This window comes from Mesobacillus jeotgali (assembly GCF_014856545.2).
In the GTDB taxonomy this organism is placed as follows: domain Bacteria; phylum Bacillota; class Bacilli; order Bacillales; family Cytobacillaceae; genus Mesobacillus.
Window position 1 is genome coordinate 2,829,691 of sequence record NZ_CP109811.1, and the last position, 12,971, is coordinate 2,842,661.

Sequence of the window (12,971 nt, forward strand, 5' to 3'; positions counted from 1 at the left end):
ATGGCATACTTAAACCATCATCGCCTCCTACTGACTAGTGGACTATAGGCAATGCAACTTTATATATGATTGATTCCTAAACCAACCGTTTCGTGTTCAGACCCTTTTACAGGAGCACCGATCGTTCCGTAAAAAGCGACGGCAATCCATTCCCCTTCTTCTTCATCGGTAAAAGGTGTTCCACGGACAACGGCAAAACGAAGGCCGACAGTACGGCTCATTTCACCAATTGAAAGATGCCCCCGCGTGACCCCCTCCATGCCTTCCATAATCGCATGGTATAGTGCATGGGTTTCACGATACAAATTTGGATGTATGAGACCATGGCGCTTGGCAGCGGTTTCCACTGCGGAAATAACTTTTTGCATATTCATCGATCCAACTTTTCCAAGGCAATAGCTTACATCTTTTAAAGAATCCTGAAAAAAAACCATTTCTTCTTCCGTAAAAGATGCCAGCAGGATCGCTGTTTTCCCAATCGCAATTTTGCTCATGACAAACCCCGTTTTCTGAATTTTAACTATTGACTAATAACTTATATTAATTTTATGGTTCCTCAGCGCTAATGTCAACCTATATGGTAAATTTTAGTATTCTAATATAGTAGTATGATACCATGCTAAAGCATTGAAAAAAGCGCCAACAGGCGCTTTTTTTATTTATTTTCTAAAGACTCTGCAAGCCTGAAAAGAAAGCCGTAGACCAGATTATAAGCATCTCTGATCAATAGATCTTCCCTGTAACTCTCCAGCCCATTCAATGCGAAATTCAGGCTCCATACTCCTTCATTGCCATCGAACAACAGATCATACCTAGACCCCTCACCATTAAGGTTCTCCTCCAGGTATTTCTTGATGCCGGATTCATATTTCTTCTGAAGCTTAAGTCCCAGCATTACGTCATATGTTCCGAACACATCATCTTTTTCTAGACTTACGGCATCAACACCGACCAGGTCAAACCATTTGGATTCCAAATACATGAATTCATTTTTCCGCTCTTTAAAATAAGCAATTGGCTGATTCAGGAAACCAAATGATTCTTCACCCAGGAACTCCTCAGTTTCTTTGTCCCCTCTCTCAACATATGCATCCGCAAAACGAGCATCTGACTCTAATCCTTTTACTTCAACTCCATGAAGCAGCCCTTGGCGCTCTGCATATTCTTTTTCTTCATTATGTAATTCAACGCAATCCTTTTGCATTGTAATATATTTCTCGACCTGGTTCTTTAACATATTTATTGCCTCCATATTTATTTAACTGCTATTTATATTGAATGGAAAATGGGCAAATAGCAAATATTCTAGATCAGTTTTCCCAAAAACCAATGGAGAATTTCGTCTGTATGGTCACATCCCCATACAAACCACTGCTATTCCCCATATCCTGTTAGTATATCACCACTCTATAAGAAAGGAGAGGCACGTTCAATGAATTATTATTACAAAGATGATCATCGGCCAGACGATGATTACGATAATAAAAAGGAAAGATCAAGACACCGAGATAGAGAGAAGCATAAAGAATGGGATGACCATATGGACTGGGAAGACCACAGAGATTGGAAGAAACAGAAGGATAAAGACAAACACAAGGATTGGGACGATGATGAATATGATTGCGGCTGTAAAAAAGGCCATCATGATGAGAAACATTCACATCACTGTGTATGTAAAAAAGTAAGGGATATAAATGAAGCACAGCACAAGGTAAAACAAAAAAGCCATGGTTGTGACGTCAGCTGCGAATTATCAATCAGAGAGCTTTTGAATCAATGCAAACAGTCCAACTTTGATACAATCCCGTTCAAATTATTATGCGGATGCAGCAAAGGCGATTCCGAGACTTTCGTAGGTACTGGCGTGGTTAAAATTGATGGCTGCTTTTATGACATCAAGTCTACTTTTTTCCGAGTAGTTGACTTTACGAAGGGATCCAAATGCTGTGCGATCCTCGAGTTGCTCTGTCCGGAACGATGCAAAGGAAAGCACCATGGGATTGAGGGATTCGTTAGAACTGGTGCATGCTTCGAAGTCGATTTAAAAGATTTTGTCGGTATTACCTGCTTCCCGCCTGTAAAAGCGAAGAAAATGGATCCTAAGAAGCTGTTATGCTCTGGACATTGATTTCCTGAATAGATCAAACAATCACCCCACTTTAATATGTGGGGTTCCGTTTTGTGTCTAAAACTCAGCACTTGTCTCGAGTTCTATTAACCTTACTCCCCTGAAATTAAAAATATGTGATTGCCCTCTATCATTCGTCTATTCATTTACAGTTGTACTGGCATATAAAATAGTAAGTCAAAAGAAAGGAGCAGACTTTTACTGTTTCTTACTGCTTTTGATTAAAAAAAAAGGAGTGAAAGATATGAAGAGAAATACAGGTTGCAATTCAAACCATGGCTGTCCGCCACAGCTTTCATGTGATGAAGCTAAAACACTTCGGGTTGATTGCGATAATGATTCTTACTATCCTTATGGCAATTATCTTCAGTACCCAGTCGCTGACATTGATGTTGCATTAGCAGAAGTGGAGCTGCAGGTTGAAGTTGAAAGTGACATTGAACTGCCAACTGCCGCACGTGAGATCAAACACATGCGCAGGAATGTTTCCCTTACACAATGTAAGGCGATCCGTTCAGCAATGGACTATGACAAGGTAAAACTTTATATTTCCGGTGTTGTCCACAAAAATATCCAATATGTTGAGCAATGCAGCGGAGTATTGAGGGACTACAGTGTCGATGTACCATTTACTTGCAGTCAGGCTGTCAAAGTCTACAATTATCCTGACTATGAACATCTAAGCCAAAAGAACACTGTTTATGAAAGAAGGTTCATTGACAAGAAAGGCCATGGTGCCGATAATTGCACATCTGGAGCATACACGTATGAATACTACAATGAGCCAATCGACTGCAAACTGCTAGCATCTTTTGTCAATGACCTGGATCTTTACAAGGATTTTGACAACTGGGGTAGATTCAGCCGAATTACCGAGAAGATGGAAGTCGGCTTATTCTTCAAATTGCTTCAGAAGCAGCAGGTTAACCTGGGCTATTGCTATGGCGGCAAAGAAGAAGAATCCTCCTCTTCTTCATGTGACACAGGCTATAAGATGGAACATCAGCCAAAAAGCATGAAAGACAGGATGAAAGAATTAATGAAACGCCATGAAGGTTAACACATGAGCAAGGGTGTCTCATCTGAGGCACCCTGTTCTTCCTTTATAGAGAAAGCAGCTTTTGCAAGTCAAGACATTGTTTTTGATAGAGACCAATTTTCATTCTTGCCATACCCTGAATCATGACTCTGTCGCTTTGGATGAATTGTTCATTCCATACACAATGCAAACCTGATAGGCTGAAATCCACTTTTTCTACTAATTTCTCGCTATATTCGCGGGTATACCCTTCTTCCATACCAAGATTTGAAGTGAATAGATATTCCTTGCTGTCCTTGAAAGAAAGTTCAGGCTGATGAATCCAGTCTACGGAAATGATTTTCTTCCAGGGGATGTGTATTTTTAGTGAATGCATCGTCCCTGTATCGTCAGTGCTTACATAATCAATGTCTAAGAGAAGGGTTCCTTTGGTGAATAAGCTGGCTGATGGCAGCAATACCTCGGCATCAATGGAGTGAAGTGAACACTCGACATTAGAAACCGTGGAGATTGGCCTGGAGAGGCTGAATGTGTCAAAGATGTCTATCTCGAGATCCACATCTGCCAGCTGTAAAGGAAGCCTCACCTTTGTCATTTCAGTTTTCATATTTTTCCCGCTGTAGGCGGCTGTAGCTAATTTAATTGGTTCCGAGGAAGATTCAGATGATTCATAATGATAATCTTCGGATTCATCAAGTTCTTCATTGTAATAAAATTCATCACCGGACTCTTCAAAAGCCATTAAAAGATTATCACTTTCATCAGGAAGAACGCTGGACTCCTCTAACATTATTTCACTAGAGGATTCCTCATAGTCTTCCTGACCTGCCTCCTCTAGTAGATTTTCTCTGTCACTAATGAATTCTACCAGGTCGCTTGACTCTTCCTCTTCTATTGTAAACTGTCTTTTGGAAGAAGGCTTTTCTTCAACACTTTTAATAACAGGAGGAGCGAGGATCAATGGCTTTCCCGAACTCTTACCCTTAGGTGGTAATCTCGTGTCTTTGAAACTCCCGCTTAGATCATTATCGATTTCTTCAAAAATTTTATCCATTTCTGAATCAACATCTGAACTCCCGCGCCCCAATGAAGTATTTCCCCAATTGCCCTGAAACAGATTCATTTCATGAAACGTTCTATTTCTGTTTTCCATCTTCAATGGAAGGGTCTGCTTTTATTGCAACCTATCCCTACCCTCCTTTCTCTATAGCCGTAAAAACATAAAGGGGCATATACTGTTGGTGTCTAGTATATTCCCCCGCCTTTTATCTAACTATTTATTCTGATTCATCATAGCAATCTGGATCATTTGTCGCTGAAGAAACGCGGATTTGTTGATTTTGAAGAACACGCACAGTGAAATCGATGACCATTTTCTCTTCGATTGTCTGGAAATATCCTTCATCGATTGGTGAAGATGTCGGTAAAGGCTGACGGTCAATCGCTTCATCCCATTCAATGATCTGGCTGGATACTAATTCACAGAAAGGCAATTCATTATAATGTTGTGAGCTTTCCTGATGGAATTGGCTCAAGTCGCTAGTCAGCAATTCATCTTTTTCCGGGAATCCAGTTGACAAAGGTTTAGAAACGAAGAAATCAAATTCCTTTCGGTTGTTCACTTGCGGCATTACCGGATGAGAAAGGAAGTTCTTCACCTCTGTTACTACCTGGAACGGAATATCCACTGTATAAGAGTGCAGGTCAGAAGCTACTGATGAAGATGAGGAAGCTTCAATTTCCTGGCTCGGGCTTGCATATTGGATATTCTTCCTTACAAACCCTTTAATAAATAATTTATTCGTCGGCAACAGCAGTCTGCATTGAGTCAATTTGATTCGTTTTTTAATATCCTTAATCTCAAGCACCGGTTCTGGGAAATTGATCATCGTATCCAGATTCACGTGCAGAGTCAGTTCCGCAAGAACGACTGGAACTTTTGTTACGACCTTTCCAAGACTTACATGTGGATGGTGGTGTCGAGGTGAGCATTCGAAATGATCAGTTGAAGGCTTACACTCGAAATCAGGCTTTTTATTTTTATCTGGTTCAAACATACATGGCTCCTCCTTAAAACTCCTTAGAGTGAAGATGTTTTATCCTATGCACTTCAACTTTTTGGGTCTAGGCGTATGCCCTAATGCAAAGGGAATTTTCAAGGCAGGTGTCCGGTGTAAACCCTTTATTTATTTGTAATGTACTGGCCAAAAACCCACACAAAAATTTTTTTGACACTTTTTTTCTACCATTCTAATAACGAATTGACATGGACTTACATATGTATAATCAATCAAAATAACATATGGCGATGACTGCTGCCATCGCCATTTTGCTTCTTTTGAATCCTTATTCATTTGTCGGGATTAGCCATTGCCATTATCGTCGCCATTGCCATTAAGAGCAATTTGCTGGTTCTGATAAACTCTAACACGGAATTGCAAGAACGTTTTTTCAACTATATTGTGGAATGTTCCTTCTTCGAAAGGTCCATTGTTAGGTAAAGGATAACGATCTGTCGCTTCATCCCATTGAACAATGCTGCTGGATACTAGTTCACAGAACGGAATTTGATTGTAAAATTGTGTGCTTACCTGGTGGAATTGCGATAGATCGCTGGATAGCATCTGATCTTTTTCCGGATAGCCGTGGCCCAAATTTTGTGCTCTAAAGAAGTCAAATTCTTCACGAGTATTGGAAATCGGGAGAATTGGATCGGTCAAGAAATCAGTGACCACAGTTACACACTCAAACGGGACATCAACAGTCAATGAGCGCATTTCTGAAGATACACAGTCGCTTTTAGCGTGCGGACATGGCGTTGCATATTGGATATTCTTGCGGATGAAACCTTTAATAAATAGCGGGATTCCTGTATCAGGATCTGAAGTAGGACCTAAAAGCAATCTGCACTGGACAATTTTCACCCTTTTTTTGATATCCTTGATTTCAAGTACTGGATCTGGGAAATGAATGTCGGCAACTAAATGGTCTGATATTGTAATATCTGCAAGCGTAACAGGAAGGTTAGCTGCTGGGACCAGACCCGGAGTTGGTACGTTCACACATTCATTCCTGGACGCAGACTTATTAACACTTACACATCCACGCTTACCATTATGGTCAGTAGTCATTATATTTCCTCCTTTTAATTTTCTTGTACAATTTATCCTATTCCTGCTAGATTTTTTGGACTAGATGAATGAATCAGCACAAATGCGGATTTTTTTGAATTCCTAAAGTTTATCACGATTGAAATTCTTTACTGCCATTAAAATTAGGTACTTGCACAATTGAACAGGCCATTTGCATAGGATTCAAAAGGAGGAGGATAAAATGAATAATTATAATTATTTCGCAGTCGACATAGGCAACAGCTGGTATAAAGTCCTGGCCTCTGATCATGGAGAGCTCAGGGAATACCAAATGCCAAACGCCATCGCATTGTATGATGATGAGTTTTATGAAAAGCCCTATGACGAGGAAGATATTGAACTCGAGGAAAATCTGATCGCAGAGATAAAAAGCCCGGCGATCACAAACAAAAGAGAAATTTTTTACGCTGGAAAGGCCGCTGCCAAGCAAAGAAATGTCAGCCTGACCGCAAGCAATAACCAAAAAGCTGATGAAGACCGCACATATATCCTTCTGTTCGCCGCTGCTGCCTACCATGCTTCTATCATAAATTCAAATGATATTGAATTGGACTATTGTATTGACCAATTGGCTGTTTCTCTTCCAACAACGCAATATAAGGAGAGAAAAGAACAACTCAAGCAGCGTTTGATTGGCAGCCATACCATTACACTCCATAAGGTCCCGGGAATACCGGAGCCGAAAGAACTGATCGTCAAGCTTGAGATCAAGGATGTGATTGTCGGTGCGGAAGGAGCCTGTGCTTATTTAGGATTAATCCGTGACATTGACACATTAACAATTAAGGACGATAACCTGGTCAAGGATACTAAGAAAGGAATTATCATTGGTGATCTTGGCGGTGATTCAGTAGATTTCGTTGGAATCAAGAACAGCAAGCCTGTAGCCTCAGTTGAAGGTGATCATTTTGGAATCAATTTGTTTTTGGATACAATCATAAAAAAAGTAAGCAAGAACGAATTATACACCTTTGACTCAAGGTCAGAGCTTGAGGAAAAACTTTTTGCCGGCCAATCAGAATGGTATGTCGAACCTTTTGCCGGAGTGAGGAAAGATATCAGTAAGTACGTGATCCCTCAATTGAGGATCATGGCTATAAAATACCTTGAGCACTTTGACCGCGCCAGGAGCAGTTCCAGCGAGATCAAGGGGGCATCCCGCTACATCGCAGTTGGCGGTGCAGCAAAACTTGCCCAGAAGCAAATCCAGGAAGCTGCAGTTAGATGGGCTGATAAGGGGCGCCCGATTGAACTGACTTTTCCAGAGAACCTGGAAAAACTGAACGTCTTCGGACTCATGATTTTAGCCAAAATGAACCAACTTAAAAAACAACATGAGAATACCGAGGAACTAATTTCCATTGAAGGATGATCGGTATGTCAAACACCTATACGGATTATGTAAATAAGATCGCGATAACAGTCCCTGAACGATATATTGATGTCAAAACCGGTGAGTCGTATTCGGTTTCACCGAAAATTGAGGAGCAAATCGAATATCATGCCGAAAATAGTTCACTCGGCCATCTTGTTTTTTCAGCCCTTCATCATTACCTGAATCCCAAGCCGGCATTGAATGGGGGCTCTGCAGAAATTCTCCAGCAGCTCGCTGACATTCGATCGATGCTTGAAAATGGCGCCTATCTAATCCAGCCGCCTGTTAAGGCAAGAACCGTAAAAGAACAAACAAATGCTGCAAAATTACTCAATATGAAGGAAGTTGAAGATATCCTTGAAGCATTCGGGGGCTAATCATTGGACTAAATAAAGGACGGTACTCACATGTACTCGTCCTTCACTTTTGGAAGGGTATGATAATTTCTGGTCTGATAGATCATTCTTTAAGTATGCTAAAGACAATAACTTCCTTAAAACATGCTCATATTATACCTTTCAGACATTCTTTCAAGCAGTTTGATTCCACCGATGCTATTCCCTTTTTCATCCAGGGCCGGCCCTAGAATTCCAATTCCGAACCTGTTTGGAACAGAGCCCATAATACCGCCTGATACACCACTTTTCGCAGGAATCCCCACCCTGACAGCGAACTCTCCCGAGGCATTATACATACCACATGTAACCATGAATGTTTTACACAGGCGAGCGACATGGGCAGGTATCAACCGGCGATTGGTGACCGGCTCCAAACCATCCATTGCGAAAACACATCCAATACGTGCAAGGTCCAGACAGTCCATTTCAATTGCACATTGCTTCGTGTACACCTTTAACAATTCTTCAACATCCTCATCAATCACGCCATGCTGCCTTAAAAAATAGCATAAGGCCCTATTCAGATCAGAAGTTTCATATTCAGACTGAGCAACTTCTTCTGAATAACCAATTGAAGAGTTGCCTGCCAGTTCCTGGATGAACGAAAGGATTCGCTCAAAGCGCTGATCCGCATCATTCCCTTTAATCATATGAGTAACTGCCAATGCGCCTGCGTTGATCATAGGATTCAACGGTTTCGAAGGACTGAATTCCAGCTTGACAATTGAATTGAAAGGATCTCCAGTTGGTTCATAACCCACTTTGTCAAAAACTGCTTCTTCACCGTAATCTATAAGGGCAAGCGCAAGTGTCAATACTTTGGAAACACTTTGCAAAGTCAATTTCTGCTGGATGTCTCCGGCCGAAACACAAGTTCCGTCATCATGAAAAATAGCCACTGACAACTCTTCTGGATTCGCTTTCGCCAACGCAGGAATGTAATCTGCCACCTTCCCGCCGTCAGTATATTTTTTTGCTTCATGTACAAGTTCATTCAATTCATCAGTCGTTCTGCAAGGCATAAATAACTCCCCCGAATCATTAATTTTGAACCATTACCAATTCACATACCTGTTAACCGCCTTTTCCATAGAAAAAGGCAATGGTATGAACATTGCCAAATTTTAAGAATTAAGCATAAGTTAAAAACGTCCTGACTTCAATATAGAATAAATTATCCATAAAAACATCCCGAATGCAATGATAAATCCTACTTCGATTGCCGGTACGCTTGTCAGTATAGTATTATTTCCAAAAGTTGCGCCAACAATCAAACCAAGAACAACAATACTAAAGGCAAGCAGGGTCAAACTGAAAGATACCTGGTTGCTGATCCGGTCAAATTTATGAAGAATCCGATTAATTTCCGATAAGCTGATTTCGAATTTCAAATCCCCTTTGGAAGCCTGATTCAAAACATTTTCGACCTGATTCGGAATATTGGTGAATGTATCAGATAAGTCCTCCGCCTTATTCCAAAACCTTTTGCCCATTTTAATCGGATCGTACCGCTCCCTCATTATCTGTTCCCCATAAGGCCTGGCTAACTCAATCATATCAAGGTTTGGATCGATTTCAGAAATGATGGCTTCAATCGTGATTAAGGCTTTCCCCATCATTGTCATTTCCTTCGGCAGGATAATCCGATGTTCCTGTGCGGCGGCAAAAAGCTCCTTGACCGTCAAACCCAAGCTTAGCCCTTCTTTTGATGACCATTCAACCGTTTTCCTGATTCCATCTACCCGGTCATAAAAATGCTGTTCATCAATATCAGAAGGAACATAAGCCATACTGAAGACAGACCTGACGATCCGGTGGGTATCCTCCTGCATAATTCCCATCATCATTGATGCTGAATCATATCTCAAACTTGCTGAAAGCCGGCCTACTTGTCCAAAATCTATGAATATAAGCTGTTGAGCTTCTTGATTATAAAGGATATTACCAGGGTGTGGATCACCGTGAAAAAAACCTTCCCTTAAAATCTGGGTTATAAATGCACTTACCAATAAATCTGCGATCCTTCGTTTTTCCTCATTTTTAATAAAAATTGTATTCAACTCGTTGAGTTTGATCCCCTCAACCTTTTCCATGGTCAGAATCTGAGGAGTCGAGTATTCATGAAAGATAACTGGGACCTTTATCGAGTCGCAATCTTCAAACTGCATTTGAACCATATCCGTATTCCGGGCTTCTTCCGTATAATCGAGTTCCCTGCGGATTGATTCTGACAGCTCTTCAACCATATCTGTGATATTGTAATATTGAGCCCAGTCATAACGCTGCTCGATAAGCCTCGCAATATCCCTTAAAATTTCAAGATCCGTATGGACGGTCTGCTTGATTCCTGGCCGCTGGATCTTCACCATGACCGATTCCCCTGTTGACAAAACCGCTTCATGGACCTGGCCAATCGACGCTGCCGCTACATAATCTTCGTTAAAATATTGGAATACTTCCTCAACAGGCCTGCCATACTCGTGTTGAAGCTTCTCCTTAATCTCATCTACAGGCACTGGGGGAACCTGGTCCTGAAGCAGCTCCAATTCCTTAACAATCTCTTGAGGAAGCATATCACTTCTGATACTGAGGAGCTGGCCAAGCTTTATAAAGGCGGGCCCCAATTCCTCCAACATACACCTTATACGATTACCGGCTTCCCTGGTGTTCCCGCTTTTCACATCTGCAGCGATCCGGTCCTTCAGTGACAGGATATGAAACAGCCCCACCTCTTCCAGTACATAGCCAAATCCATATTTTACAAACGATGAAGCTATCTCTCTATATCTATTTAATCGTCTCAATCGGTCCGTCAATTCCATCACCTGCTGCTATTCAATGTCTTTTGAAAATCCAGGCGGAATATTTTCCATTCCGTTTTCAACCTGGTCAATATTATTATTTAACCTGCTATTACGAAGCTGCGAAATTTCTTCCTGCAATAATACAAGCTGTGCCTGGACTGTGTCTAATTCTTCCCTTGTTACAAAACCAAGCTCAGTCAGCTGGGTTCTGGCCATCTTCCTGAACTCCTCATTCCATTCACCGCTTTTCGATTCGCCTTTTTTGAAAAAGTCATCAAAAATAGTGTCAGCTTCAGCCTGGGTCATATTTCCCTTCTCTACCAGCTTCATAATGGTTTCATCCACCTTTTCCTTACCGGCAACCGCAGCTCCCAGCCCTAACAAAAAACCGCTCTTCAGAAAATTATTCATTAAAATAACCTCCTCTTTTAGAAATCAATTTACTTATTGATACCCCAAAATGACAAACAATCACCCAAATAAACTAAAAAAGCACCTGTTTATATTTCTGAACAGGTACTTTTGGCATAATGGGTTCATTGGTCCGCTTGGGCTGCATGAATTGTTTATTTCCAGTCAAAGTTTGATAACATCCGCTTTGTCGAGATAAGCCCAGTTTTGGGGAGCCTTCAAACTAAGCTGCCAATATGTTGTTCCATTGAGTTGATATAAATCAATTAATCTGTACTTTTCGATATAGCTGCGAATGTCTTCAAACCAGACGATATGCTCTTCGGTTCCTTTCCAATACCTGAACCATGGTGATCTGGCTGCCGTATCATATTGAATGACCGCACCAGCAGAGATACCAAGGTTCTGTGCATCCAGGACGGAGAGCGCACGAAATTGATTGGTCGAAACCACTTTATCATGACCGTAAAGAGGGAGGCCGATTTGCAATTTTTCACGTGGAATCAAGGTCAATGAATATCTGACAACCAGTGCGATCCACCATAATGGGGAAATTGGATCAGGCGGTCCTCCCGGGTATCCGTAATCAATCGTCATCACGGCCACAATGTCGGCAATCTCCCCAATCGTTTTATAATCATAGGCTCCGATAATTGGATTTGTCGGGATATCTTCAGTCTTCGCATGGACGTTCACATGTAAAATAAGATTGCCCATCGCCGCTTTCAGTTCACGAAGGAAGGAATTGAAATCTTCCCTTTGAGGCGGCGGAATAAATTCAAGGTCGATGCTGATTCCCCCATACCCCCGTTGAGTTGCTAAATTAACAAGACTGGCAACGAGGTTCCTGCGGTATGTTGGCGATGACAATACCCTGCCAGCCAGCTCTTTACTAAAGCCAGCCGCGGTTGTGTTTTGGAGCACTAATAATGGGATGATACCCAATTCTCTGCTTCTGCGGACTATCGAGGCATCATCTCCTAAAACATAGGCATACCCTTCTTCTGTAAAGGAAAATGCCACAACAGCAATATAAGTTAGATGAGGAGCCATTCTCTCCAGGTCGGCCAGGAAAGTTTGAGAGGAGCCAGGTACAATGAATCCAAGTGTAGAAAACTGTGGTTTAACAGGTGAAGGAATATTGATGTTCTGGCCAATGTACAATCTGTTGGGGTCTAGTCCCGAGTTTGCACTGACAATGCTGCTAATACTAGTTTTGAACTGGGAAGAAATTCTCCAAAGTGTATCGCCAGCTTTGATTTTATAATAACGAATTATAGGCTGCTGATCTGGAATATAAAGAGCCAGTCCTGGGATGATTAAGCTGGTGGAAGGAAGTCCATTGACATCGACAATACTTTGGACCGATACACCATAAGTCCTGGCAATTGCCCATAGATTTTCACCCGACCTAACTACGTGGACAGTCATCTGATCACACCTTTTTATTTTTTCCTTTTATAATCATATGGTGTTTAAGATATGATATAGTACTGTCATTTTGAAAAGGTGGCGTTTCTCAAAGCTTTTTCATGGTTGACCCCTTTTCATGTCTCCATAATTATTATGGATGACGCTTTTTTCTTGATCGCCCCCTTTTCATGTCTCCATAAATGATATGGATGACGAGCAATTTTTGGAATCCCACCACAAAACTCCGCTTT

13 protein-coding genes are annotated in these 12,971 nt (G+C 41.4%); 4 read left to right on the top strand and 9 right to left on the bottom strand.

Annotation, left to right across the window (positions count from 1 at the left end):
• Positions 1–59: 59 nt before the first annotated feature.
• Together hutP and FOF60_RS14470 are read right to left on the bottom strand one after the other, a co-directional pair.
• Entirely contained in the window at positions 60–494 is a 435-nt protein-coding gene (hutP, locus tag FOF60_RS14465; RefSeq protein WP_192471767.1) for a histidine utilization transcription antiterminator HutP, read from the bottom strand.
• 161 nt (positions 495–655) lie between these two features.
• Positions 656–1,237: a branched-chain amino acid aminotransferase gene (locus FOF60_RS14470; protein ID WP_192471766.1), complete on the bottom strand. Its 582-nt coding sequence runs from the start codon at positions 1,235–1,237 to the stop codon at positions 656–658.
• Between the two features lie 195 nt (positions 1,238–1,432).
• On the opposite strand from FOF60_RS14470, the gene FOF60_RS14475 reads away from it, so the two are divergent.
• A complete protein-coding gene (locus FOF60_RS14475) occupies positions 1,433–2,128 on the top strand; it encodes a CotY/CotZ family spore coat protein (protein WP_192471765.1) in 696 nt (231 codons plus the stop codon).
• 244 nt (positions 2,129–2,372) lie between these two features.
• The gene (locus FOF60_RS14480) at positions 2,373–3,188 is read left to right on the top strand and encodes a CsxC family protein (protein ID WP_192471764.1); all 816 of its coding nucleotides are present in this window, start codon (positions 2,373–2,375) and stop codon (positions 3,186–3,188) included.
• A gap of 43 nt (positions 3,189–3,231) precedes the next feature.
• Here the strand turns inward: FOF60_RS14480 and FOF60_RS14485 are convergent, their stop codons facing one another.
• The 3 genes from FOF60_RS14485 to FOF60_RS14495 all read right to left on the bottom strand — a co-directional run bounded on the left by FOF60_RS14485 (position 3,232) and on the right by FOF60_RS14495 (position 6,298).
• Positions 3,232–4,326 (bottom strand): hypothetical protein, encoded by a 1,095-nt coding sequence (locus FOF60_RS14485; RefSeq protein WP_264647567.1) that lies wholly within the window; start codon positions 4,324–4,326, stop codon positions 3,232–3,234.
• Positions 4,327–4,444: 118 nt separating this feature from the next.
• Positions 4,445–5,224, bottom strand: a complete 780-nt coding sequence (locus tag FOF60_RS14490; RefSeq protein ID WP_192471762.1) for a CsxC family protein — start codon at positions 5,222–5,224, stop codon at positions 4,445–4,447.
• Positions 5,225–5,530: 306 nt separating this feature from the next.
• Positions 5,531–6,298, bottom strand: a complete 768-nt coding sequence (locus FOF60_RS14495; RefSeq protein WP_192471761.1) for a CsxC family protein — start codon at positions 6,296–6,298, stop codon at positions 5,531–5,533.
• Positions 6,299–6,500: 202 nt separating this feature from the next.
• Between FOF60_RS14495 and FOF60_RS14500 the strand changes: the two genes are divergently transcribed.
• Positions 6,501–7,691, top strand: a complete 1,191-nt coding sequence (locus FOF60_RS14500; protein ID WP_192471760.1) for a ParM/StbA family protein — start codon at positions 6,501–6,503, stop codon at positions 7,689–7,691.
• A 5-nt stretch (positions 7,692–7,696) separates the two neighbouring features.
• Positions 7,697–8,071, top strand: coding sequence for a hypothetical protein (locus tag FOF60_RS14505; protein WP_225650134.1), 375 nt, complete (start codon positions 7,697–7,699; stop codon positions 8,069–8,071).
• Between the two features lie 116 nt (positions 8,072–8,187).
• Here the strand turns inward: FOF60_RS14505 and glsA are convergent, their stop codons facing one another.
• The 4 genes from glsA to FOF60_RS14525 form a co-directional block, all read right to left on the bottom strand.
• Complete coding sequence (gene glsA, locus FOF60_RS14510; RefSeq protein ID WP_192471758.1) at positions 8,188–9,114, bottom strand: glutaminase A; 927 nt, start codon at positions 9,112–9,114, stop codon at positions 8,188–8,190.
• A 120-nt stretch (positions 9,115–9,234) separates the two neighbouring features.
• Positions 9,235–10,908: an ABC1 kinase family protein gene (locus tag FOF60_RS14515; protein WP_192471757.1), complete on the bottom strand. Its 1,674-nt coding sequence runs from the start codon at positions 10,906–10,908 to the stop codon at positions 9,235–9,237.
• Positions 10,909–10,923: 15 nt separating this feature from the next.
• Entirely contained in the window at positions 10,924–11,307 is a 384-nt protein-coding gene (locus tag FOF60_RS14520) for a phasin family protein (RefSeq protein WP_192471756.1), read from the bottom strand.
• Between the two features lie 165 nt (positions 11,308–11,472).
• On the bottom strand, positions 11,473–12,738 hold the full coding sequence (locus FOF60_RS14525) for a LysM peptidoglycan-binding domain-containing protein (RefSeq protein WP_192471755.1): 1,266 nt from the start codon (positions 12,736–12,738) through the stop codon (positions 11,473–11,475).
• Between the last annotated feature and the right edge of the window lie 233 nt (positions 12,739–12,971).

What these genes read in the sequence shown, in the direction of transcription:
- hutP (WP_192471767.1), bottom strand. Translation starts at nt 494, where the DNA reads ATGAGCAAAATTGCGATTGGGAAAACAGCGATCCTGCTGGCATCTTTT.
- FOF60_RS14470 (WP_192471766.1), bottom strand. Translation starts at nt 1,237, where the DNA reads ATGTTAAAGAACCAGGTCGAGAAATATATTACAATGCAAAAGGATTGC.
- FOF60_RS14475 (WP_192471765.1), top strand. Translation starts at nt 1,433, where the DNA reads ATGAATTATTATTACAAAGATGATCATCGGCCAGACGATGATTACGAT.
- FOF60_RS14480 (WP_192471764.1), top strand. Translation starts at nt 2,373, where the DNA reads ATGAAGAGAAATACAGGTTGCAATTCAAACCATGGCTGTCCGCCACAG.
- FOF60_RS14490 (WP_192471762.1), bottom strand. Translation starts at nt 5,224, where the DNA reads ATGTTTGAACCAGATAAAAATAAAAAGCCTGATTTCGAGTGTAAGCCT.
- FOF60_RS14495 (WP_192471761.1), bottom strand. Translation starts at nt 6,298, where the DNA reads ATGACTACTGACCATAATGGTAAGCGTGGATGTGTAAGTGTTAATAAG.
- FOF60_RS14500 (WP_192471760.1), top strand. Translation starts at nt 6,501, where the DNA reads ATGAATAATTATAATTATTTCGCAGTCGACATAGGCAACAGCTGGTAT.
- FOF60_RS14505 (WP_225650134.1), top strand. Translation starts at nt 7,697, where the DNA reads ATGTCAAACACCTATACGGATTATGTAAATAAGATCGCGATAACAGTC.
- glsA (WP_192471758.1), bottom strand. Translation starts at nt 9,114, where the DNA reads ATGCCTTGCAGAACGACTGATGAATTGAATGAACTTGTACATGAAGCA.
- FOF60_RS14520 (WP_192471756.1), bottom strand. Translation starts at nt 11,307, where the DNA reads ATGAATAATTTTCTGAAGAGCGGTTTTTTGTTAGGGCTGGGAGCTGCG.
- FOF60_RS14525 (WP_192471755.1), bottom strand. Translation starts at nt 12,738, where the DNA reads ATGACTGTCCACGTAGTTAGGTCGGGTGAAAATCTATGGGCAATTGCC.